General features: G+C 61.6%; 20 protein-coding genes. 14 read left to right on the top strand and 6 right to left on the bottom strand.

Features of this window, described 5'->3' with window-relative positions; all coding sequences use genetic code 11:
* The first annotated feature begins 40 nt into the window (after window positions 1-40).
* The 5 genes from phnR to ACTJJ6_RS03525 all read left to right on the top strand — a co-directional run bounded on the left by phnR (window position 41) and on the right by ACTJJ6_RS03525 (window position 4,757).
* Window positions 41-760, top strand: a complete 720-nt coding sequence (phnR, locus tag ACTJJ6_RS03545) for a phosphonate utilization transcriptional regulator PhnR (RefSeq protein WP_033642859.1) — start codon at window positions 41-43, stop codon at window positions 758-760.
* Between the two features lie 182 nt (window positions 761-942).
* Window positions 943-1,953 carry a 2-aminoethylphosphonate ABC transporter substrate-binding protein gene (locus tag ACTJJ6_RS03540; protein ID WP_097102267.1) on the top strand — a complete coding sequence of 337 codons (1,011 nt, stop codon included), beginning with the start codon at window positions 943-945 and terminating at the stop codon, window positions 1,951-1,953.
* 8 nt (window positions 1,954-1,961) lie between these two features.
* A complete protein-coding gene (gene phnT / locus ACTJJ6_RS03535) occupies window positions 1,962-3,086 on the top strand; it encodes a 2-aminoethylphosphonate ABC transport system ATP-binding subunit PhnT (protein WP_046688468.1) in 1,125 nt (374 codons plus the stop codon).
* 1 nt (window position 3,087) lies between these two features.
* Window positions 3,088-3,951 carry a 2-aminoethylphosphonate ABC transporter permease subunit gene (phnU, locus tag ACTJJ6_RS03530; RefSeq protein WP_440802117.1) on the top strand — a complete coding sequence of 288 codons (864 nt, stop codon included), beginning with the start codon at window positions 3,088-3,090 and terminating at the stop codon, window positions 3,949-3,951.
* A 2-nt stretch (window positions 3,952-3,953) separates the two neighbouring features.
* On the top strand, window positions 3,954-4,757 hold the full coding sequence (locus tag ACTJJ6_RS03525; RefSeq protein WP_016927993.1) for an ABC transporter permease: 804 nt from the start codon (window positions 3,954-3,956) through the stop codon (window positions 4,755-4,757).
* 46 nt (window positions 4,758-4,803) lie between these two features.
* Here ACTJJ6_RS03525 and kdgR read toward each other — a convergent pair whose 3' ends face one another.
* A complete protein-coding gene (gene kdgR / locus ACTJJ6_RS03520; RefSeq protein WP_028128163.1) occupies window positions 4,804-5,595 on the bottom strand; it encodes a DNA-binding transcriptional regulator KdgR in 792 nt (263 codons plus the stop codon).
* A gap of 231 nt (window positions 5,596-5,826) precedes the next feature.
* On the opposite strand from kdgR, the gene ACTJJ6_RS03515 reads away from it, so the two are divergent.
* A complete protein-coding gene (locus ACTJJ6_RS03515) occupies window positions 5,827-7,221 on the top strand; it encodes an MFS transporter (RefSeq protein ID WP_049300224.1) in 1,395 nt (464 codons plus the stop codon).
* A 90-nt stretch (window positions 7,222-7,311) separates the two neighbouring features.
* On the opposite strand, the gene ACTJJ6_RS03510 is transcribed toward ACTJJ6_RS03515, so the two are convergent.
* From ACTJJ6_RS03510 to ACTJJ6_RS03490, 5 genes are all read right to left on the bottom strand, one after another.
* Window positions 7,312-8,019 (bottom strand): hypothetical protein, encoded by a 708-nt coding sequence (locus ACTJJ6_RS03510; protein ID WP_420276942.1) that lies wholly within the window; start codon window positions 8,017-8,019, stop codon window positions 7,312-7,314.
* A 339-nt stretch (window positions 8,020-8,358) separates the two neighbouring features.
* The gene (htpX, locus tag ACTJJ6_RS03505) at window positions 8,359-9,243 is read right to left on the bottom strand and encodes a protease HtpX (RefSeq protein ID WP_016927998.1); all 885 of its coding nucleotides are present in this window, start codon (window positions 9,241-9,243) and stop codon (window positions 8,359-8,361) included.
* Between the two features lie 309 nt (window positions 9,244-9,552).
* Window positions 9,553-11,601 (bottom strand): carboxy terminal-processing peptidase, encoded by a 2,049-nt coding sequence (gene prc, locus ACTJJ6_RS03500; RefSeq protein ID WP_016927999.1) that lies wholly within the window; start codon window positions 11,599-11,601, stop codon window positions 9,553-9,555.
* Window positions 11,602-11,620: 19 nt separating this feature from the next.
* On the bottom strand, window positions 11,621-12,331 hold the full coding sequence (gene proQ, locus ACTJJ6_RS03495) for an RNA chaperone ProQ (RefSeq protein ID WP_016928000.1): 711 nt from the start codon (window positions 12,329-12,331) through the stop codon (window positions 11,621-11,623).
* A gap of 96 nt (window positions 12,332-12,427) precedes the next feature.
* Window positions 12,428-12,925, bottom strand: coding sequence for a GAF domain-containing protein (locus tag ACTJJ6_RS03490; RefSeq protein ID WP_097102273.1), 498 nt, complete (start codon window positions 12,923-12,925; stop codon window positions 12,428-12,430).
* A gap of 255 nt (window positions 12,926-13,180) precedes the next feature.
* Between ACTJJ6_RS03490 and yebS the strand changes: the two genes are divergently transcribed.
* The 8 genes from yebS (at window position 13,181) to ACTJJ6_RS03450 (ending at window position 23,717) form a co-directional block, all read left to right on the top strand.
* Complete coding sequence (yebS, locus tag ACTJJ6_RS03485; RefSeq protein ID WP_049300246.1) at window positions 13,181-14,428, top strand: membrane integrity lipid transport subunit YebS; 1,248 nt, start codon at window positions 13,181-13,183, stop codon at window positions 14,426-14,428.
* Window positions 14,397-17,027, top strand: coding sequence for an MlaD family protein (locus tag ACTJJ6_RS03480; protein ID WP_440802108.1), 2,631 nt, complete (start codon window positions 14,397-14,399; stop codon window positions 17,025-17,027). The genes yebS and ACTJJ6_RS03480 overlap by 32 nt, the downstream gene beginning before the upstream one ends.
* 102 nt (window positions 17,028-17,129) lie before the next feature.
* On the top strand, window positions 17,130-18,566 hold the full coding sequence (gene rsmF / locus ACTJJ6_RS03475; RefSeq protein WP_049300221.1) for a 16S rRNA (cytosine(1407)-C(5))-methyltransferase RsmF: 1,437 nt from the start codon (window positions 17,130-17,132) through the stop codon (window positions 18,564-18,566).
* Between the two features lie 274 nt (window positions 18,567-18,840).
* Window positions 18,841-19,380 (top strand): Csu type fimbrial protein, encoded by a 540-nt coding sequence (locus tag ACTJJ6_RS03470; protein ID WP_016928005.1) that lies wholly within the window; start codon window positions 18,841-18,843, stop codon window positions 19,378-19,380.
* 2 nt (window positions 19,381-19,382) lie between these two features.
* Complete coding sequence (locus ACTJJ6_RS03465; RefSeq protein ID WP_049300220.1) at window positions 19,383-19,886, top strand: Csu type fimbrial protein; 504 nt, start codon at window positions 19,383-19,385, stop codon at window positions 19,884-19,886.
* Between the two features lie 5 nt (window positions 19,887-19,891).
* The gene (locus tag ACTJJ6_RS03460) at window positions 19,892-20,440 is read left to right on the top strand and encodes a Csu type fimbrial protein (RefSeq protein ID WP_086013591.1); all 549 of its coding nucleotides are present in this window, start codon (window positions 19,892-19,894) and stop codon (window positions 20,438-20,440) included.
* A gap of 24 nt (window positions 20,441-20,464) precedes the next feature.
* A complete protein-coding gene (locus tag ACTJJ6_RS03455) occupies window positions 20,465-21,229 on the top strand; it encodes a fimbrial biogenesis chaperone (RefSeq protein ID WP_033640548.1) in 765 nt (254 codons plus the stop codon).
* Window positions 21,230-21,296: 67 nt separating this feature from the next.
* Window positions 21,297-23,717, top strand: a complete 2,421-nt coding sequence (locus tag ACTJJ6_RS03450; RefSeq protein ID WP_440802104.1) for a fimbria/pilus outer membrane usher protein — start codon at window positions 21,297-21,299, stop codon at window positions 23,715-23,717.
* Window positions 23,718-23,733: the final 16 nt, after the last annotated feature.

The following is a 23,733-nucleotide window of genomic DNA, read 5'->3' as shown; positions in this document are numbered from 1 at the left end:
CGCGTGCCGGAATGTCGGGCCGATGCCATAGCGAGATGAAATGAAAGAACATCAGGGCGATATGCCTCACTACCTGCAGATCAAGGATCAGCTTCAGGCGCGCATCACCCGCGGCGCGCTACAGGCCGGCGATAAGCTGCCTTCGGAGCGCGAGCTGTGCGCCATCTTCTCCACCACCCGCGTCACCATTCGCGAAAGCCTGGCGCAATTGGAAGCCACCGGCGCCATCTACCGCGCCGATCGCCGCGGCTGGTTCGTCACGCCGGAACGGCTGTGGCTGGATCCGACGCAGAACACCAACTTCCACCGTCTCTGTCAGGAGCAAGGGCGCACGCCGCGCACCGCGCTGCTGTCCGGCGAAAAAACCACGGTGCCGCTCGACGTGATGCAGCCGCTGGCGCTCGAACCGTTCGATCAGGTGTATCTGCTGCGCCGCGTGCGGTATGCCGACGGCCGCGCCATCTGCTATTGCGAGAACCACTGCCTGCCGCAGCGGGTGCCGGCACTGCTCAGTCACGATCTCAACGGCAGCCTGACCGAGGTTTATCAGCAGCATTACGATTTGATTTACAGCAACATGCACCTGTCGTTCTACCCGACCGCCCTGCCTTATCGCGCCGCCAATGCGCTCGGCGCCATGGTCGGCCTGCCCGCGTTGCTACTGCGCCGGTTGAATTACGATCAGCACGGCCGCATTCTCGATTTCGATATCGAATACTGGCGCCACGACAGCCTGCGCATCGAAGTCGATACGCTTTAACCCCCTGCATGACGGGGCTGCGCCTGCCGCTCCGCCTTTCTCTCCCACGCCTAATCCCCGCTCCCCGCCGCCGGCAACTATATTTTGCCGCTTTCATTTGTTTGTCATATTTGCCGATTAGCTTGGCCGCATATCTGGTGTATACCAGTTTCGCATGAACCCGCAACAGTGAGGCTGAAGCTATGAAATTCTCTCGTCTGGTCGTGATGACCGCCATCGCACTCGGCGCCGCGCCGGCCTGGGCCGCCGACGCGGTGGTGACCGTCTACTCCGCCGATGGTCTGCACGACGGCGATCACAGCTGGTATCAAACCCAGTTCGACGCCTTCACCCAGGCGACCGGCGTCAAAGTGCAGTACGTCGAAGGCGGCTCCGGCGCCATCGTGGAGCGCCTGTCGAAGGAGCGCAGCAACCCGCAGGCCGACGTGCTGGTGACGCTGCCGCCGTTCATCCAGCGCGCCGCCGCGGAAAAACTGCTGCAGGATTTCACCCCGCAGGATGCGGCGCAGATCGCCGACGCCCAGCCGCAGTTCGTGCCGCTGGTGAACAACTACCTGAGCTTCATCTATAACGCCAAACTGCTGCCGCAGGCGCCCGCCAGCTATCAACAACTGCTGGACGCGCAATTCCGCAATAAGCTGCAGTACTCCACGCCGGGTCAGGCGGGTGACGGCACCGCGGTGATGCTGCAGGCGTTTCACAGCTTCGGCGGCAAAGATGCCGGTTTCGACTACCTCGGCAAGCTGCAAAGCAACAACGTCGGCCCTTCGGCCTCCACCGGCAAGCTGACCGCGCTGGTCAATAAAGGCGAGTTGCTGGTGGCCAACGGCGATCTGCAGATGAATCTGGCGCAAATGCGCAGCAATCCGAACGTGAAGGTGTTCTGGCCGGCCGGGCCGGACGGCAAACGCAGCACGCTGGTGCTGCCTTACTATATCGGCCTGGTGCAAGGCGCGCCGCAAAGCGCCAACGGCAAAAAACTGATCGACTTCCTGCTGAGCAAAGAAGCGCAGAGCAGCGTCAGCGCCATTTCCTACGGTATGCCGGTCCGCAAGGACGTCACCCCGACCGACGATAACTTCAAGCAGTCGCAGGCGGCGCTGAAAGGCGTGGACATCTGGGCGCCGGACTGGAACCAGGTGGTGAACAGCCTGTCCGCCGATATCTCCCGCTGGCGCCAGGTGACCGAATGACGCTGACGATGCCTTCTACCCTCTCTTCCCGCGCCGAGGCGCGGGATAGCAGCCTCGACATCGCCGGGCCGTCGGGCATTCAGCTCAACCGCGTCAGCGTGTCGTATCGCGGCACCGAGGTGCTGAAACCCCTCACGCTCACCATCGCTCCCGGCGAAGTGCTGGCGCTGATCGGCCCCTCCGGCTCGGGTAAAACCACCGTGCTGCGGGCGATCGCCGGATTCGTGCAGCCCTCCGCCGGACGCATCGCCATCGGTGACATCGATGTCACCGACGTGCCGCCCTATGAGCGCGGCCTGGGCATGGTGGTACAGAACTACGCGCTGTTTCCGCATATGCGCGTCGAGGACAATGTGGCGTTCGGCCTGCGCGCGCAAGGCAAGCCGCGCGGCCTGACCGCCGAGCGCGTCGAAGAAGCGTTGGCCATCGTCGGCATGTCCGCCTACGCCAAGCGCTATCCCAGCCAGCTTTCCGGCGGCCAACAGCAGAGGGTGGCGATCGCTCGCGCCATTGCGGTGCGCCCCAAAGTCTTGCTGCTGGATGAGCCGCTGTCGGCGCTGGACGCGCAAATCCGTCACAGCATGGTGGAAGAGATCGCCCGCCTGCACCGCGAGCTGCCGGATCTGACCATCCTGTACGTCACCCACGATCAGGGGGAAGCGCTGACGCTGGCGGACAAGATCGGCATCATGCGCGACGGCCACCTGATCGCCCACGGCGAAACCCGCGCGTTGTACCACCATCCGACGAACCGCTTCGCCGCCGAGTTTCTCGGCCGCGCCAACCTGCTGCCGGCCACCGCCCTTGAGACTACCGCGCAGCAAGGCATGACCACCGTCAGCTGCGCCGGCAAAGTGATCGGCTGTTTCACCTACGGCGCACAACGCGGCTTCGACAAGCTGCTGTGCATCCGGCCGCAGCATATTGCGCTTGATGCCGACGCCCAGCGCAGCAACTGCCTCATCGGCACGCTGCGCGATATTCATTGGCAGGGGGAGCTGACGCACCTGCAGTTCGAGGTACAAGGCCATTCGCTGCGCGTGGTCACCACCCATCGCAGCCGGATGCCGCAGATCGGCGAGCGCGTGCCGCTCTATTTCGCCCCCGACGATGCGGTACTGATCGAGGACTGACATGACCGACTCTACGCTTATTCGCCCGGCCCTGCGGCTGCGTTTCCCGCGCAGTCTGTGGATCCTGCTGCCGCTGCTGGTGCTGGCGACGCTGTTTTTCTACCCGTTGGCGCTGATCGTCAAACAGGCGTTTACCGACGATCAGGGGCTATTCAGCGCCGCCGCGCTGCAACAGGTGTTCGAATCCCGGCGCTTTGTCAGCGCTCTGCTCAACACGCTGCAGATTGCGCTGCTGGCGACGCTGGGCTGCCTGGTGCTTGGCACCCTGCTGTCGCTGCTGCTGGTGTTCACGCCGTTCCCCGGCAGCCGACTGATCGCCCGGGTGATCGATACCTTTATCGCCATGCCGACCTTCCTGATCACGCTGGCCTTCACCTTTATCTACGGCTCCGCCGGTCTGCTGAACGGCACGCTGATGACGGCCTTCGGTTTCACCCTGCCGCCGGTGGACTTTCTTTACTCCATCTGGGGGGTGATCCTGGCGGAAATCACCGTGTTTACGCCGCTGGTGATGCGCCCGCTGATGGCGGCATTGTCGCAGATCGATCGCAACCAGCTCGAGGCCGCCAGCATTCTCGGCGCCCGGCCGGGGCGCGTGGTGCGCCAGGTGATTTTACCGGCCGCGCTGCCGGCCTTGCTGGCCGGTGGCAGCCTGTGCCTGCTGTTGACCACCAATGAGTTCGGCATCGTGCTGTTTATCGGCGCCAAGGGCGTCACCACGCTGCCGATGATGGTCTACACCAAAGCGATTCTGGAGTCGGATTACGCCGTCGCCTGCACGATCGCCGTCGTGAATATCGCGCTGTCGCTCGGGCTGTTCTCCCTTTACCGCTACGCCGCGGCGCGCGCCGGGCTGAGGAACTGACGATGTTGATATGGTCCCGCACCGGACGCACCCTGACCTGCACGTTGACGATCACGCTGTTCGCCCTGTTCTTCTGCCTGCCGCTGGCGGTGATCCTGATGTCCAGCCTCAGTGAACAGTGGAACGGCGTGCTGCCGAGCGGTTTCACCCTCAACCACTTCCGCCAGGCGTTCAGCGGCGCCTCCTGGGACGCGCTGGTCGCCAGTCTGGCTATCGGTTTCAGCGCCAGCCTGTTCGCGCTGTTGTGCGGCACCTGGGCGGCGCTGGCGCTGCGCCACGCGCCTGAACGCGGCCGACGGCTGCTGGGCACGCTGTTTTTCATTCCCAGCGCGGTGCCTTCGGTCTCTATCGGTTTGGGGATGCTGGTGGCGTTCAGCCAGGGACCGCTGCAGATGAACGGCACCTTCCTGATCGTGCCCGCCGCTCACTTCGTGCTGATTTCCGCCTTTACCTTCGGCAACGTGATGGCCGGGTTGACCCGGCTACCTGGCGACTACGAGAACGTCGCCGCCAGCCTGGGCGCTTCGCCGCTGTTCCGCCTGCGCCACGTCACCCTGCCGATGATCGCCCCCTACATGATCTCCGCCTTCGCGCTCAGCCTGTCGCTGTCGATGGGGGAGCTGGGCGCGACCATGATGATCTACCCGCCGAGTTGGGCGACGCTGCCGGTCACGATCTTCAGCCTGACCGATCGCGGCAGCATCGCCAACGGCGCGACGCTGACCATGATCCTGGTGGCGGCCACGCTGTTGCTGATGTTAGTGCTGGAGCGGATTGCGCAGCGGCTGACGCCGGGCGCAAAATAGCAACAAGGCGCTGCCATGGCGGCGCCTTGTTTTTAGAAACGAAGGGTCAGAACGGGTAGTCGTGATAGCCCTGCAGCTCGGAAATGCGTCGGGCGGCGACGTGCAGCAACGCCACATACTCCTCCCGCGCCGCGTCGGAAAAACGCAGCGTCGGGAAAGAGATGCTCAACCCGGCGATCGCCACCCCGAACCGATCGAAGACCGGTACGGCGATGCAGCGGATCCCCGCCTCCTGCTCTTCGGCATCTTCGCCGAATCCCTGCGCTCGTACCCGATCCAGCACCGGCAACAGTTCGGCGGCGCTGGCCAAGGTATGCTCGGTGCTGCGGGTAAATTCAATCTGCGACAGGATCTGCGCCACCTCATCCCGATCGCGCCAGGCCAGCAGCACTTTACCGATGGCGGTGCTGTGCAGCGGGTTACGGCGACCGATGCGCGAATACATGCGCAGGTTGTACATCGCGTCGATCTTGTGGATATAGACGATACCGTCCTCATCCAGAGCGCCGAGGTGGATGGTTTCGCGGGTGCGGTTCGACAGTTCGCGCATCTGCACGTCGGCGCTGCGGATCAGATCGACGTTCTCCAACGATTTGGCGCCCAGTTCGAACAGCTTGAGCGTCAGCGCATACTTTTCCGTCTCGCCCTCCTGCGAAACGTAGCCCAGCGCTTTCATGGTCTGCAGAAAACGGTAGACGGTGCTTTTGGACATCATCACCCGTTGGGACAGTTCGGTAATGCCAATCTCGCGCTCATCGCCAAGCGCCTGCAGAATGCCGAACACTTTCATCACGGATGAGACGGCATCCGGTTGCTTGTCTGAATCTGCGTTAGCCATGGTGCATACCCTACTTAACGGTTTTGTTTCAGGAAATTTAAACAAGGGTTTCAGTATAATCGGAACAGATCGCAGCGCGCAACGCGGCTGAACGCTAAGCAATTGAAGCCAAATGGATAACCGTTGGCCCGCTCACCGCCGTTTACAATTAAGCGGACAAGGGGCATGCAATCACGGGCGAATATGATTAGCATGATAATACTCCCCTGAATAAATACCGCTGAGACCAACATGCGTCCTTGTTCCGACGGCCTCCCCGTCCCGCAACGCTATGGGGCGATCCTCGCCATCGCCCTCGGCATTACCGTATCCGTGCTCGACGGCGCGATAGCCAACGTGGCGCTGCCCACCATCGCTCGCGATCTCAACGCCAGCCCGGCCAGCTCCATTTGGGTAGTCAACGCCTATCAGTTGGCGATCACCGTGTCTCTGCTGTCGCTGGCGTCGCTCGGCGATCTGGTCGGCTATCGCCGCATCTATCAGGCCGGATTGCTGGTGTTCAGCATCACCTCACTGTTCTGCGCCCTGTCCGACTCGCTGCTCACCCTGACCATCGCCCGCGTGCTGCAGGGCTTTGGCGCCGCCGCCATCATGAGCGTCAACACCGCGCTGATCCGCATCATCTACCCGCAGCGTTTTCTCGGCCGCGGCATGGGCATCAACTCGCTGATTGTCGCCTGCTCCTCGGCGGCCGGGCCGACGGTGGCGGCCGCTATCCTGTCGGTCGCGTCCTGGCAGTGGCTGTTCGCCATCAACCTGCCGATCGGCATCGTCGCGCTGCTGCTGGGGATGAAATTCCTGCCGGCCAACGGCCAGAAAAGCGATAACCGCCGTTTCGATCCCACCAGCGCGGTGCTGAACGCGCTGACCTTCGGCCTGCTGATCACCGCCATCAGCGGCTTCGCCCAGGGCCAGAGCCTGACGCTGATCTTCAGCGAAATCGCCGCACTGCTGGCGATTGGCGCGGTGTTCGTGCGCCGTCAGTTGCGCCAGGAATTCCCTCTGCTGCCCGTCGACCTGCTGCGTATCCCGATCTTCGCCCTGTCGATGGGCACCTCAATCTGTTCGTTCGCCGCGCAAATGCTGGCGATGGTGTCGTTGCCGTTCTTCCTGCAAAGTGCATTGGGCCGCGACGAGGTGGCGACCGGGCTGCTGCTGACGCCGTGGCCGCTGGCGATCGTGGTGATGGCGCCGATCGCCGGTCGGCTGGTGGAGCGCGTGCACGCCGGCCTGCTGGGCTGTATTGGGCTGGCGCTGTTCGCGCTCGGGCTGTTTTCGCTGGCGCTGCTGCCGGCGGCGCCGTCGAATATGGACATCATCTGGCGCATGGTGCTGTGCGGCGCCGGCTTCGGCCTGTTCCAGTCGCCCAACAACCACACCATCATCTCCGCCGCGCCGCGCAACCGCAGCGGCGGCGCCAGCGGCATGCTGGGCACCGCCCGCCTGCTGGGGCAAACCTCGGGGGCCGCGCTGGTGGCGCTGATGTTCAACCTGTTCCCTACCTCCGGCACCCACGCTTCGCTGATCCTGGCCGGCGTGTTCGCTACCCTGGCGGCGGCGGTCAGCGGCCTGCGCATCACCCAATCGACCGCGCAAACGGCGCAGCCCAGCCGCGAGGTGAAATAGAGGACATTGAAAGAGCCGGAACCCAATCGATTTTAAAACCGTCGCGGCCTGCCTGAGCCGGGCCGCGTCGAGTGCGATGCAGGCCTGGCGTCAGTCGCCGCTCCTCAAAGGGCTGCGGCCTTGTCGTAGACACGCTAAATAGGCGTCGTCATCCGGATACCAGCCAACAATGCGTTGGCCGTCGTTATCCACCCCCTCGAAGCCCTTCAGTAAGCCAGGGACGAACATCCGCTTTATCAGATCTTCGGCCTGCGCGCTGTCGATGCGGCAATCACAGCGCGTGTCTCCGTCAACCTGAACGAAGTTCTGCAACGAAGCGAGACACCGCGCGTCGAGATCGCCATGGACATGGATAAACTCCCCCGTCTCTACCAGAGTGAGCGCGGTCAGGTCTCCCCCCACCACGAATGCGCCGTCGTTTCCTGAGCTGCAATAGGCGTGGCGTATGCGGACATCATCACGCACGACCAGTCCGCCCCAGCAAATCAGCGTATCCGCCTGCACCCGACCCAGCACGACAATGCCGCCGTCCTCGCGCTGCGGTGACACCGCCAGGCATCCTTCCACGATCACATCGCCGTCCACGATCAGGTAATCGTACTCGTGGCTGTCGTGCTCGTCGGGGAAAAATGCCGGGAGGTGAAGATCGCCTGAATGCCAGCGAATAGCCGGCTGTTCAGCATCGTCATCATGCCGGTTGAACAGTTCCGCAACCGCATCGGCGATACCGCTTGTCAATTCGGCCAGGCGCGCCGGTAGCTCATCACCGTTGAGTAAGGGAAGGTGGTTGATTTTCATAGGGCCTCAGGGACAAATGTCATTGCGCCAAAGCATATAACATGCGCCTCCAAAGCCAAACAGCCGGCCGTGACCGAGCACGATGCGGCTTACCCACTCACCGGGTGAACGGGCATCGCACCTGCCCAGGCTGAGAGGCAGAAAGACGCTATTTTCAGGTGGGCTTCAGGGACTTCGGACGCTGCTGCGCAGCATTAACGCCCGTAGACTTTGGTGAGGCGCTTTACCCCATTCATTGCCGAATTTCATTGTTGAATCCGTCACCGCCGCTGACCAAGCGGTTCAGGTATGCCATAAAAAAAACCCCGGCAAGCCGGGGTTTTCCTTTCATTCAGCCGATTATTTCAGGTACTGGCCGGAACGCAGCGCTTCGATACGCTTGTCGAGCGGCGGATGCGACATGAACAGCTCGCTGAACGACTTGGATTTGCCGTTGATGCAGAACGCCATCATGCTGCCCGCTTCCTGCGGTTCATAGCTGGTTTTCAGACGCTGCAAGGCGGCGATCATCTTCTCGCGGCCCACCAGTTTGGCGGAGCCGGCGTCGGCATAGAACTCGCGGTGACGCGAGAACCACATGGTGATGATGCTCGCCAGGATGCCGAACACCAGTTCCAGCACCATCGACACCGCGAAGTAAATCATCGGGTTGCCGTTGCCTTCCCCTTCGCCATCACCGTCGCGGTTGCCGAGGAAACCGGCGGCGACCTGCGCGATCAGGCGTGAAATGAAGATGACGAAGGTGTTCACGATGCCCTGAATCAGGGTCATGGTCACCATATCGCCGTTGGCAACGTGGCTGATTTCGTGCGCGATGACCGCTTCCGCTTCGTCGCGGCTCATGCTCTGCAGCAGGCCGGTGCTGACGGCGACCAGCGAGGCGTCGCGGCGTGCGCCGGTAGCAAAGGCGTTGATGTCCGGCGCGTGGTAGATAGCGACCTGCGGCATGGCGATGCCCGCCTGCTGCGACTGACGGCGTACCGTTTCCAGCAGCCAGTTTTCGGTTTCGTTACGCGGTTGTTCAATCACTTCCCCGCCGACGGAGCGCAGCGCCATCCACTTGGACATCAGCAACGACACGAAAGCGCCGCCGAAGCCGAACAGACCGGCCATGATCATCAGGCCCTGAACGCTACTGGATTGGATTCCTGTCAGGCTGAGCACCAGCCCGAAAACCAACATCACCGCCAGGTTGGTGAGCAGGAACAGAGCTATACGCATCATAAAATGTTTACTTCCTCATAAATGTTAACAAAACGCTGTCTAAGATACCCTAGATCGTATGGGCATTCGTCACAGTTTCAAGAGTCGCGCGTCATTAACCTACTAAAAATACGAAACTTTACAAAAACGGCGCGCGACCGGGATTTGGCAAATTGTAAACGATTGTTGCGCAAGGCGGAGGTTTTTTTACCCTAAATTTGTCAGGCGATGCATCAGCCCGCCTCCCTTCATCCAGCAGGGAGGCTGGCCTTCGCGTCGCCATAAAAAAACGCACCCGAGGGTGCGTTTTTCATCCTGCCGTAGGCGGCCTTATTTGGCCGGCGTTGGCTGCTGAGCGGGCTGATCTTTTTCCAGATGAGCCAGGTCCAGCGCGATATGCACAGATTCATCCAGGTACGGATCCGGTTCCTGGTAATCCTTCGGCAGATCGTCGAGCGATTTCAGCGGCTTCTTGCCCGCGCGCTCCAGGCGCTCGTTGATGCGTTTCAGACGGGTCGCGTCGTCATCGTGGTTCTCTTTCTCGCGCACCGCCAGATTGAGGGACACGATGTTGCGTTTATCCTTCAGCGCCTTGTAATGCGCGATATCCTGCGCGATGTACTGGAACTCCGGATTTTGCGCAATGCGCTGCTGGTGATCTTTCAGCAGTTCCGGCTCGAACGGCGTCATATCGCCGGTCTTGCTGTAGGTCGCCGCATTGATGCTGTCCCACGGCATGGCGTTGTCTTCAAACGCTTCGCCGGTTTCCGCCGGATCGACGCCGGTCGGCATCAGAATGTCCGGCGTCACGCCCTTCCGCTGGGTGCTGCCGCCGTTGACGCGGTAGAACTTCTGAATGGTGTACTGCACCGAACCGAGCGCCGGCCACTCAGGGCGCAGCATCTGATCGTAGATGCGGTTCAACGAACGGTACTGCTGCACGGTGCCTTTACCGAAGGTCGGTTCGCCGACGATCAGCGCGCGGCCGTAATCCTGCATCGCCGCCGCGAAGATCTCGGAGGCGGAGGCGCTGAAGCGATCGACCAGCACCACCAGCGGGCCTTTGTAGTAGGTCACGCCGTCGGTGTCGGCGTCTTCACGCACTTTGCCGTTGTTATCGCGCACCTGCACCACCGGGCCGCTCGGAATGAACAGGCCGGACAGCGACACCGCTTCAGTCAGCGCGCCGCCGCCGTTGGTGCGCAGGTCGATGATCACGCTCTTGACGTTCTGCTTGGCCATCTTCTGCAGCTGCACTTTCACGTCATCGGTCAGACCGACGTAGAAGCCGGGGATGTCGAACACCGCCACCTTCTCTTTGCCGACGGTCTTGATGGTCATTTTCACCGCGCGGTCTTCCAGGCGGATGCGCTCGCGGGTCAAGGTGACCACGCGGGTTTTGGTGCCCTTGCCGGCCGGCAGGACTTCCAGGCGCACCTTGCTGCCCTTCGGCCCTTTGATCAACGACACCACGTCGTCCAGACGCCAGCCGATCACGTCCACCATCGGTTTGCCGGCCTGGCCGACGCCGACGATGCGATCGCCTACGGTGATCGCCTTGCTCTTCGCCGCCGGGCCGCCCGGCACCATCGAGTTGATCAGGGTGTAGTCGTCATCCATCTGCAGCACCGCGCCGATGCCTTCCAGCGACAGGCTCATCTCGGTGTTGAACTGCTCGGTGTTGCGCGGAGACAGATAGTTGGTGTGCGGGTCGATTTCATGCGCAAAGGCATTCATCGCCAGTTGGAAGACGTCTTCGCTGTTGCTTTGCGTCAGGCGCTTGATGGCGAACTGATAACGCTTGGTCAGCGTGTCGCGGATTTCTTTGTCGGTCTTGCCGGTCAGCTTGAGGTTCAGCTCGTCATAGGTGACTTTCGCATCCCACAGGCTATCCAGCTCGGCCTTGTCTTTCGGCCACGGCGCTTTGCTGCGGTCGAGATCGATAGTGCCGTTGCCGGTGAAGTTCATCGGCTTGTCCAGCAACGACAACGCATAGGTATAACGCTCGAAACGGCGTTTCTGCGCCAGATTGAACAGCGCGTAGAAGGTGTCCAGCTTGCCGGTTTTCAGCTCTTCGCCAACCTGATTGCGTTTGCCGGCGAACTGCGCCACGTCGGAAGCCAGCAATACGTTATGGTTGTAGTCCAGCATGTTCAGGTAGCGATCGAAGATCTTGCCTGAAAACTCCGCGTCAAGGGCGAACTGGCGGTAATGAGAGCGAGTGAAGCGCGAGGTAACGCGCTCACTCACCGTAGCGTGCTGGGGTTCCTGTTGCAGTTGGGGCAGTTGGCCGATGCGGATGTTGGCTGTTTCCGCGCCGTAACTGACACCCGCCCACAGCAGCCCTGCAATCGCTGTTAATCTGACGAATTTGTTCATGCCTGGGTTGGCCTCCGTATCAGAACTGCAAGTGTTCTGCGCGCACAATCATCGCCAGACCGGAAGAGAGCTGCACACGTACGCCATCTTTAGCGATTTCGAGTACGGTAGCATCCATCGCGCTCTTGCCTGCTCTGACTTTGATTTCCTGGCCAATTTGCAGTTTAGAGATATCCGTGACTGGCGCATAACGCGGCTGGCTTTCCTCTTTGGCTACACGAGGTTGGCGAGCGGGCTGTGGGCGAGTTTGTGGGCGCGGCTTGCGGTTTTCCGGCGCGGCTCCGCCTTCGCGACGTGCAGCGGGCTTTTTACCGGCTGGACGCGGACGGCGTGGCGCAGCATCGGCGGATTCGCCGGCGGCTTCACGTTTTTTGGCGTTTTGTTCGGCACGCTGTGCCTGAACGCGCGCTTTGGCTTCTTCAAGCTGCTGGCGAGCATGATCGACATGCTGCTGTTCCAGTTCACCGCACGGATTGCCGTCCAGATCGACGCGCTGCGCGCCGACTTTAACGCCGTACAGGTAACGCCAGCTTGAGGTGTACAGGCGCAGGGCAGAACGCAATTGCGTTTTGCTGAGATTCTCTTCCCCCTGCACGCGCTCTACCAAATCCTGAAAAATACCGATTTTCAGCGGACGAGCTTCGCCTTCGGCGCTAAAGCAGAGCGGAAAACGCTCGGCAAGAAAAGCAATGACTTCTTTACTAGAGTTCAACTTAGGTTGATTTTCCATGAAATTTCCTGATTACAACGGTATTGCCAACAAGCCACAGGCATGAACAGGCGTCATTATAATGACGCCATCGGTAATTGCCACGTTAACCGTCGATCAACTTGCCGCCACAGTCACATATTTCGCACTGTCGCACTGTTCCAGTTGCTCACAAAGCCCCGCCACCACTGCTTTCAGGCCCGCTTCGTCCCGTTCGTCGAAGCGTTGATAAACCGTGCTATCGATATCCAAAACGCCGATCGTCCGGCCGCCAACCGCCAGCGGCAGCACGATTTCCGCGTTGCTGGCCGCATCGCAGGCGATATGGCCCGGGAACGCATGCACGTCGCCGACGCGCTGCACGCGATTTTCCGCCACCGCCGTGCCGCACACGCCCTTGCCCACCGGGATGCGCACGCAGGCGATCTTGCCCTGGAACGGCCCCAGCACCAGCTGTTCGCCCTCCATCAGATAGAAACCGACCCAGTTCACGTCATCCAGACGCTCGTTGAGCAAGGCGCTGGCGTTGGACAGCGCCGCGATAAAGTTGGTCTCCCCGCCGAGCAACGCGCTCAGATCACGTTTTAATTCCGCGTAGAATTGTTCTTTTGTCATGTGATAACCATTGAAACAGTGAAGATGGCCAGAAGCCCAAAGCTTAGGCCCTATAAAATAAGCATTAAATGCGTATAGCCACAAGGTTAATCATCTGTTGCTTCACAAAACCCCGTCGCTCGGGGTATGTTTGCCGCTCAGAATCCCGGTTTACCTCGTTTTACCGTCCGGCGCCCGATCGCCAGTGACGCGGCCGGTTTATTTTTCAGCTACGCTGACAGTTCCGGCGGGCTCAAGGGCAGCGACTTGTCAAAAATGAAAATACACGCGATCACCGCCCCCCTTTCCAAAGCGCGCCACCAACGCTGCTGCGAGTGCGATCTGCTGTTCATGCTGCCGCCGCTCAGCGGCAATCAGGCCGCTTATTGCCCGCGCTGCAACGCCAAGGTGGTGCACGGCCGCGACTGGTCGATGACGCGTCTGACCGCCATGGCGATCACCATGCTGCTGCTGATGCCGTTCGCCTTCACCGAACCGCTGATCAGCATCCGCCTGCTCGGCACGCGCATCGACGCCAGTTTGCTGGAGGGCATCTGGCAGATGAGCCGCCAGGGCGATCCGCTCACCGCCAGCATGGTGGCGTTTTGCACCCTCGGCGCCCCGCTGACGCTGGCGCTGTCGTTGCTGTACCTGCGCTTCGGCCACGCGCTCGGCATGAACCTGCGCCCGGTGCTGCTGATGCTGGAACGGCTGAAAGAGTGGGTGATGCTGGACATTTATCTGATCGGCATGGCGGTGGCGGCCATCAAGGTGCAGGATTACGCCGACATCCAGGCGGGCAGCGCGCTGATCGCCTACCTGTCGCTCACCCTGCTCAGCATCCTGACGCTGATCCACGCTAACCTAGAGCAGCTGTGGGAGCGTTACTATCCGCAGGAACAGCCGGAAGGCCCGCCAGCGGCGCTGCATATTTGCCTGTCCTGTCACTATACCGGCTACCCTGACGCGCGCGGCCGCTGCCCGCGCTGCCATGTGCCGATGTGCCACCGCCAGCCCTACAGCCTGCAGAAAACCTGGGCAGCGCTGATCGCGGCGATGATCCTGCTGATACCGGCCAACCTGCTGCCGATTTCCATCATTTACGCCAACGGCGTGCGGATGGAAGACACCATCTTCTCCGGCGTGGTCTCACTGGCCACCTCCGGCAACGTGCCGATCGCCGCCATCGTGTTCATCGCCAGCGTGCTGGTGCCTTTTACCAAGGTGATCGTGCTGATCACGCTGTTGCTGAGCATCCACTTCAAAACCTCGCACAGCCTGAAGACGCGCATTCGTCTGCTGCGTCTGGTCACCTGGATCGGCCGCTGGTCGATGCTCGATCTGTTCGTTATCGCCTTGATGATGTCGCTGGTAAACCGCGACCAGCTGTTATCTTTTACTATGGGACCGGCCGCGTTTTACTTTGGCTCGGCGGTCATTTTGACTATTCTTGCCGTTGAGTGGCTCGATAGCCGATTGATTTGGGATGCACATGCAACAGGAAACGCCGACTACACCGACTGAAGCGCGGGTCAAGAACAAACGCCGCATTTCACCGTTCTGGTTACTGCCGTTCATCGCCCTGCTGATCGCCGGGTGGCTGGTCTATAACAATGTCCAGGAGCGCGGCACCACCGTCACCATCGATTTCCAATCGGCGGCGGGCATCGTTGCCGGCCGCACGCCGGTGCGCTACCAGGGCGTTGAGGTCGGCACGGTGCAAAAAATCAGTCTGAGCAAAGATCTGCGCAGCATCGTGGTGGAAGCCAGCATCAAAAGCGATCTGGAAGACTCGCTGCGCGAAGGCACCCAGTTCTGGCTGGTGACGCCCAAGGCCTCGCTGGCCGGGGTGTCCGGCCTCGATGCGCTGGTCGGCGGCAACTATATCGGCATGATGCCCGGCAGCGGCAAGGAGCAAACCCACTTCACCGCGCTCGATACCCAGCCGAAGTACCGCCTGAACACCGGTGAACTGATGATTCACCTGCACGCCGACGATCTCGGCTCGCTCAACAGCGGCTCGCTGGTCTACTACCGTAAAATTCCGGTCGGCAAGGTGTATGACTACACCATCAGCGAAGGCAACAAGGGCGTGACCATCGACGTGCTGATCGACCGCCGCTTCGCCAACCTGGTGAAGAGCAACAGCCGCTTCTGGAACGTTTCCGGCTTCAAGGGCGATTTTAGCCTGTCCGGCGCCACGGTGCAGATGGAGAGCCTGGCTGCGCTGGTCAACGGCGCCATTGCCTTCGATTCTCCGGCCGATGGCCAGCAGGCCAAGGGCGATCAGAGCTATACCCTGTATCCTGATCTGGCCCACAGCCAGCGCGGCGTCAATATCCTGCTGGATCTGCCGAGCGGCAACAGCCTGAGCGAAAACCGCACGCCGCTGATGTACCAGGGGCTGCAGGTCGGCACCCTGACCAAGCTGACGTTGCAACAGGACAGCAAAGTGGTCGGTGAACTGACCATCGATCCTTCGGTGGTCGATCTGATGCGCAGCGGCACCCGCATCGTGATGCGCAGCCCGCGCATCAGCCTCAACGACGCCAAGCTTAGCCAGTTGCTGACCGGCACCACGCTGGAGCTGGTGCCGGGCGAAGGCGAGCCGCAGCAGCGCTTCAACGTGCTGGACAGCAGCGAAACGCTGTTGCAACAGCCTGGCGCGCTGACCGTTACGCTGAATGCGCCGCAAAGCTACGGCATCGACGTCGGGCAGCCGCTGGTGGTGCACGGCGTGAAAGTCGGCCAAATCCTGAGCCGCACGCTGACCGCCGGCGGCGTGGTATTCACCGCCGCCATCGACGCGCAGTACCGCGGCCTGCTGCACAAAGACAGCAAATTCGTGGTCAACAGCCGTCTCGACGTCAAGCTGGGCATTGACGGCATGGAAGTGCTTGGCGCCAGCGCCCAGGAATGGGTAGACGGCGGCGTGCGCATTATTCCCGGCAGCAAGGGGGAACCGGGCGGCCAATACCCGCTGTACGCCAACAGCGAAAAAGCCGAGGAAGGCATCGTCGGCAACGCCCCCGCCACCACCCTGACCCTCAGCGCCACCAGCCTGCCGGACGTGCAGGCCGGCTCGGTAGTGCTGTACCGCAAATTCCAGGTGGGCGAGATCGTCAACGTTCGGCCGAAGGCCAACGAGTTTGAGGTGGACGTCTACATCAGCCCGGAATACCGCAAGCTGCTGACGCGCGAAAGCATCTTCTGGGCCGAAGGCGGCGCCAAGGTGCAGCTCAACGGCAGCGGGCTGACGGTGCAGGCTTCGCCGCTCAACCGCGCGCTGAAAGGCGCCATCAGCTTCGATAATCTACAGGGCGTGACGCTGAACAAGGGCGCCAACCGCGTGCTGTACGCCAGCGAAACCGCCGCCCGCGCGGTGGGCAGCCAAATCACGCTGAAAACCTATGACGCCAGCAAGCTGTCGGCGGGCATGCCGCTGCGCTACCTCGGCATCGACGTCGGCCAGGTGGAGTCGCTGCAGCTGGCGCCGGAGCGCAACGAAGTGTTGGCCAAAGCGGTGCTGTATCCGGAATACGTGCAGACCTTCGCGCGCCTCGGCAGCCGCTTCTCGATCGTGTCGCCGGAGATCTCCGCCGCCGGCGTCAGCAATCTCGATACCCTGCTTCAACCTTATATCAACGTGGAGCCGGGGCGCGGCCGCGAGCTGCGCACCTTCGAGCTGCAGCAGGCCAGCATCACCGACTCGCGCTATCTCGATGGCCTGAGCGTCGTGCTCGACGCGGCCGAAACCGGCTCGCTGCAGATCGGCACGCCGGTGCTGTTCCGCGGCGTGGAGGTCGGCACCATCACCGGTTTCTACCTTGGCGCCATGTCCGACCGGGTGCACGTTGCGCTGCGCATCAGCAAGAAGTATCAACATCTGGTGCGCAACAACAGCGTGTTCTGGCTGGCGTCGGGTTACAACCTGCAGTTCGGCCTGACCGGCGGCGTGATCAAGAGCGGCACCTTCCAGCAGTTCATCCGCGGCGGCATCGCCTTCGCCACGCCGCCGACCATTCCACTGGCGCCGAAAGCGACGCCGAACAAGCACTTCCTGCTGAATCCGGAAGAGCCGAAGGACTGGAAAACCTGGGGCACCGCCATTCCGCGCGATTAACTTTCGCGTTTTCCTCAGGGCCCGGCAATGCCGGGCCCTGTTTTTTTCCGCTTTGTGATAAACTCTCGCCCTTGTCTTTATTGCACCCTGAGAGTTCGCCCCGTGGCCAAATCCACCGCCGTTTTTCTGCCCCCCGCTTTCCTTGACGCCACCCGCGCCATCATGCCCGCCGAGCTGGCGATGGACGATTTTATCGCCGCCTGTCAACGCCCGCTGCGCCGCAGCCTGCGCGTCAACACGCTGAAAATCAGCGTCGCCGACTTCCTGGCGCTGGTGCAGGATTACGACTGGCGACTGGAGCCCATTCCCTGGTGCGCGGAAGGGTTCTGGATCGAGCGCGACGATGAAGAACTGCGTCTGGGCAGCGCCGCCGAACACCTGAGCGGTCTGTTCTACATTCAGGAGGCCAGTTCGATGTTGCCGGTCAGCGCGCTGTTCGCCGGCGACGCGGCGCCGACTCGGGTGCTGGACGTGGCGGCGGCGCCGGGCTCCAAAACCACCCAGATCGCCGCGTTGATGGGCAACCAGGGCGGCATCGTCGCCAACGAATACTCCGCCAGCCGGGTGAAAGTGCTGCACGCCAATATCAGCCGCTGCGGCGTGAAGAACACCGCGCTGACCCACTTCGACGGCCGGGTGTTCGGCGCCGCGCTGCCGGAAAGCTTCGACGCCATTCTGCTCGACGCCCCCTGCTCCGGTGAAGGCGTGGTGCGTAAAGATCCGGACGCCATGAGCAACTGGTCGCCGGACAGCGTCGCCGAGATCGCCGCCACTCAGCGTGAGCTGATCGACAGCGCGTTTCATGCGCTGGCGCCGGGCGGCGTGATGGTTTATTCCACCTGCACGCTCAATGCGCAGGAAAATCAGCAGGTGGTGCGCTGGCTGCTGGACACCTATGGTGACGCGGTCAGCGTCGAGCCGCTGGGTGAGCTGTTCCCCGGCGCCGGCAAGGCATTGACCGCCGAAGGTTTCCTGCACGTCTTCCCGCAGATTTACGACAGCGAAGGCTTTTTCGTCGCCCGTCTGCGCAAACAGCACGCCGTAGCGCCGTTGGCGAAGCCGACCTATAAAGTCGGTAAGTTTCCGTTCAGCCCGCTGTCCGGCAAAGAGGCGGCGCTGGTCGCCCAAGCCGCCGCCGCATCCGGCTTAACCTGGGGCGATGACAGCCGGCTGTGGGAGCGCGATAAGGAAATCTGGCTGTTCCCGGCCGAGCTGGAGCCGCTGTTCGGCAAGGTGCGCTTCTCGCGTATCGGTCTCAAGCTGGCGGAACGCTTCCCGAAAGGTTTCCGTTGGCAGCACGAAGCGGCGATCGCCCTCGCAGGCGCCGGCGGCAAACAGCATTTCGAGCTGGACGCCGCGCTGGCCCAGGCGTGGTATCACGGCCGCGATCTCTACCCTGAGCAGCCTCCGGCGGGCGACGAGTGCATCGTCACCTATCAGGGGCAACCGCTGGGCATCGCCAAACGCATTGGCAGCCGCATCAAAAACAATTTGCCGCGTGAACTGGTGCGGGATGGCGCGCTCGATTTCCACCTGTAAATAATACCGCGCCGGGGAATGAAACTCCCCGGCGATAAAATAACACTAATAATATTCCCATCGCCGTTCGTTATTATTCTAATCATTTCACTTTATCGGTATACCTCGCCTACAAACCCCGTCATACGGGGAATGAGAATAAAAAGTTTCTCGTTTTCATCAAGACAATTCCCGATTCTTATTCTATTAATTAAAGTGCAGCTAAATGAATACGTTCAACCCACCTCTGGGTGGCGTCTTTGCGGGCTTTCTCTCATACGGCAAGGAATATAAGATGAAAAAAACTCTGATGGCATTGACCTCGGTAGCAACCCTGCTGTGCGCCAACGGCGCGGCTAACGCAGCAGGCACCATTCAAGGCACGTTAGGCGTGACGCTGACCATCGGCGCCGGTTGCGTCGTGGGGGGCGGCAGCAGCAGCGGTTCCGTCAACGACTTCGGCTCCATCAGCTTCGGTACTTACTCTTCACTGGCCAACATCATCGACGCCAGCGCCACCGGCGCAGGGGGGGCCGGTACGCTGTCATTGACCTGCACTACCGGCACAGACTACACGGTGGCGCTGGACAACGGGCTCCACGTCACTTCAGGCACCCAACGCCGCATGGCCAGCACGGCAGGCGCATTCATCAGCTATAACCTGTACCAGGATGCCGCACGCACCACCGCCTGGGGCAGCGGTGCCAACGCGCGGACCGGTACCGGCACCGGCGCCGCCGTTCCGCTGATCGTGTATGGCCGCGTACCGGCGGCCGGCTCTACCCCGGCGGCGGACACCTATAACGACACCGTCACGATGACGGTCACCTGGTAACGGTGCGGCGCGCGTTCTGCTGCTGCGGATTATGGGCGTGCAGCCTGTTGGCGCAGGCCGACAGTAAAACCGCGACCCTCGGCGTCAGCGCGACCTTGCTCAGCGCCTGTGAGGCCGGCAGCAGTTCAGGCGGCAACGTCAGCTTCGGCACGCTGAATTTCGGCACGCTGTATTTTCTCAGCACCGCAACCAGCGTCGCCGGGCAGCAAAACGCCGGCGCCATTCGGGTGAAATGCACCAACGGCACCAGCTACAGCGTTCTGCTTGGCGGCGGGCAAAGCGGCAATACCGCTGCCCGCTACCTGCAAAGCGCGGCGGGCCAACGGGTGAATTACAACCTGTACACCAACGCCGCCCACAGCGCCATTTGGGATAATCTGACGGGCGTGTCACAAACCGCCAACGGTGCGGACAACTGGTTGCCGGTCTATGGCATGATTCCGGCGCAGTCCACGCCCCCGACAGGCAGCTACACCGATACGGTACAGGTCACGATCAATTGGTAATGACGATGCGCGCTTCCATTTGCGGTTTGCTGTTCTGCCTGCCGCTTTCCCCGGCCCAAAGCGATACCGGCGTCAACGATTTGACCAAAAGCCAGCCGTTCACCGTCAATGCAACCGTGGTAAAAGGCTGCGTATTGGGCAGCGGCGTCAGTGACGTGACCACCTTCGGCACCCTGAACTTCGGCCAACTGTCCTCGCTGAGCAACGCAGTCAGCGTCGTCTCCAGCAGCGGCGCCGGTTCGGTGCTGTTTCGCTGCAACCCGGGGCTGAGCGTCACGCTAGCCCTCGGCGTCGGCAATCACGTGACCGGATCCATCGCCGGCGGCAGAAAATTACAAAACGCCGTCACGTCTGAAACGCTGCTGTATCAACTTTATCAAGACAGCAACTACGCCACCCTTTGGGGAGATGGCGCCAACGGCGGCGCGGCGCAGACCGTCGCCGCCACCGGCAGCACGCAAGAAATCAAGGTTTACGCCCGTCTGTTTTCGACCAGTACCCTGCCCACCAGTGGCGTTTACAGCGATACGGTCTTGTTGACGGTCACTTATTAAGTTTTTTGCAATAAGGATTGAGTTATGCGCATACCCTTCCGTCTGCCGTTAACGGCAGCCTTGCTCCTGGCAAGCCAACAGCACGCCCTGGCCGCGGCTTCCATTCTCATCTGGCCGATCGATCCGGTGATTGAAGATCAACAACAGGCCACCGCGCTGTGGCTGGAAAATCGCGACAGCAAACCGGTCTATATGCAAATTCGCGTGTTGGGTTGGCAGCAAACCGCCGGCAAAGACGATTACAGCAACCAAAGCGACGTGATCGCCAGCCCGCCGGTGGCGTCGATCGCGCCAGGCAAACGCCAGCTGATACGCCTGATCAAACAGTCGGCGCCGGCGGCGGGACAGGAGCGGGCCTACCGCATTTTGGTCGATGAAGTGCCGGTGAAAGAACCATCGTCGAGCGCCGCTCCCGGCGGTGCGGAGATGGGGTTGAAATTCCAGATGCGCTACTCGGTGCCGCTGTTCGTCAGCGGCAAGGGCATCTGGACCAAACAGGACAGCGAAAAACCGCGCGATTACGCGACCGCCAGCCAACCCCTGCTCAGCTATCGTCTACAGCAGCAAAGCAGCGAACGCTGGCTGGAGGTGCGAAATCAAGGCGCAGTGCATGCCCGTATATCGAAAGTGACGCTGCAAGGCCGCAGCCTGAATCCCGGCCTGATGGGATACGTGCTGCCCGGTTCACAGATGCGCTTCGCCTTGCCGCCCGCCGGCGGTTTCAGCAGCGGCAAGCTGATGGCTACGGTCAATGACAACAAACAGCCCGTAGCCATTCCGTCTTATTGAGGCCCAGGTGCAGCCGACAGGGAGGCTATCGACGCGGCGCTTCAGCCTTAAGCCGCTGGCGTGTGCCATGCTGAGCATGGCGGCCGGCGGCTGGCTGCCGTTTGCGCTCGGCGACGATCTGCCGCCGCCGCCCAGCGCCATCAGCATGCCGGACACCACGCTGTATCTGGAGCCGGTCGTCAACGGGCGCCAAACCGGCAACGTCGTGCCGGTCAACTACCGCGGCGGCCATTACTACATGACGCCCCAACAACTGCTCGACGCCGGGCTGCCGGTAGCGGATAAACAGGCGAAAGAAATCGCCGTCGATCGGCTGGAGAAGGTGAATGTCAACTACAGCGGCGAGAGCCAGCAGTTGCTGATCAACGTGCCCAACGACTGGTTGCCGCAGCAAACCATCGGCGCCCGTTCACCGTTGCAGCGCTTGCCGGCGCAAAGCAGCCTCGGTTTGCTGTTCAACTACGACATCTACGCCAGCCAAAGCAACGGCAATGGCCGGCCGGGCTACCTGTCGGCGTGGAGCGAACAGCGGCTGTTCGACGGGTTCGGCGTCGTCGCCAACACCGGCATCTACCGCAGCGGGTTTAACGGCGGGCCAAACGACGATGGCGGCCGCTATATTCGGTATGACAGCTACTGGCGTTTCAACGATGACCAGCGGATGCTGAGTGTGATCGCCGGTGACCTAACCACCGGCTCGCTCCCCTGGAGCAGCGCCGTGCGCATCGGCGGCTTGCAATTGGCGCGCAATTTCGCGGTGCGCCCGGATCTTATCACCTACCCGCTGCCGCAGTTTTCCGGCCAGGCGGCATTGCCCAGCAGCGTCGATTTATACATCAACAGCTATAAAAACAGCACCACCAACATCAATCCCGGGCCGTTTACCCTCAACAGCGTGCCCTACATTAACGGCGCGGGTCAGGCCACCGTCGTCACCACCGACGCCCTCGGCCGCCAGGTCAGCACCACGGTACCGTTCTACGTGGCCAGCAACCTGCTGCAGACCGGCATGAGCGATTTCAGCATTTCCACCGGTTTGCTGCGGCGCAACTACGGGTTGAATTCTGCCGATTACGGGCAATGGGTAGGCAGCGCCAGCTTACGTTACGGCGTCACTGACTGGTTAACCCTGGAAGGGCGCGCCGAAGGCGCAGCCGAGTTGGCGGTCGGCGGCGGCGGCGCCGACATTCGCATCGGACAATGGGGGGTTTTCAACGCGTCCTACAGCGTCAGCCAGGCCGGCGACGAAGCGTTTAACGGCGGCAGGCCGATACAATCCCCCACGTATTATGACCCGCTGACCGGCAGGCCGTTGCAACAGCCGGATCCCCAGCCCGTCTATCGCTACACCGGCAACCACGGCGATCAGAGCAGTTTTGGCTACACCTACAGCAACTCACGCTTCAGCCTCAACGCGCAACGCATCCTGCGCAGCGCCGATTTTGGCGACATTTCCGTGTATAAAAGCGACTACCGTCTGAGCCGCCGCACCGATCAGTTGACCGGCAGCGTCAGCCTGGGCCGGCTCGGCAGCCTCGGCGCCGGTTATTTTGACGTTCGCGACGCCATCGCTCAACGAACCCGCCTGGTGAACCTGTCCTACAGTGTGTCGCTTTGGCGCAACAGCAGCCTGTACGCCTCGCTGAACCGGGAAATCGGCAGCAGCGGTTACAGCGCCCAACTGCAGCTCTCGATTCCGTTCGACAGTTGGGGCACGGCCAGCTTCAGCGCCGCGCGCGACAACAACAACCGCTGGAGCGAACGCGTCAGCTACAGCCGCGCCGCACCGACCGATGGCGGTTTCGGTTGGAATCTGGCCTACGCCAATAACCCGAGCGGCGGCGATTACCGCCAGGCGGATCTGACCTGGCGAACCCGCAGGCTCGAAGCCCGCGCGGGCGTATACGGCACCCGCGATGAAACCAACCACTGGGGAGAAATCAGCGGTTCGCTGGTGGCGATGAACGGCGGCGTATACGCCACCAACACCATCAACGATGCCTTTGCGCTGGTGTCCACGCAAGGATACGCCGACATTCCGGTGAGCTATGAGAACCAGCCGATCGGCAAGACCGATGCCCAGGGCTATTTACTGGTGCCGACCGTCACCTCTTACTACCATGCGAAATTCCAGATTGATCCGCTCAGCCTGCCCGCCGACGTCGCGCTGCCGACGGTGGAAAAAACCGTCGCCATTCGCGATCACAGCGGTTTTCTGGTCGAGTTCCCCATCCAACCCATCTCCGCCGCCGACGTCGAACTGGTTGACGAGCAAGGCAAACCGCTGGCCAACGGCAGCCAGGTGGCGGTGGTTGGCGGCCGTCAGCAGAGCTATGTCGGTTGGGATGGCATGACCTATATCGACCCGGTGCAACAACACAATCGCCTGAGCGTGATCCCGGCCGACGGCGGCCCGCCATGCCAGGCGGAATTCAGTTTGGCGAAGCCTCAGGGCATCCAGCGCGTCGGCCCGGTTGTCTGCCGCTAATTCAACGACGGAGAGT

Source organism: Serratia sp. 22278 (genome assembly GCF_052045405.1).
GTDB lineage: Bacteria > Pseudomonadota > Gammaproteobacteria > Enterobacterales > Enterobacteriaceae > Serratia > Serratia marcescens.
Note: the sequence above shows the minus strand (reverse complement) of the source record. Positions and strands in the feature narration are given on the sequence as shown.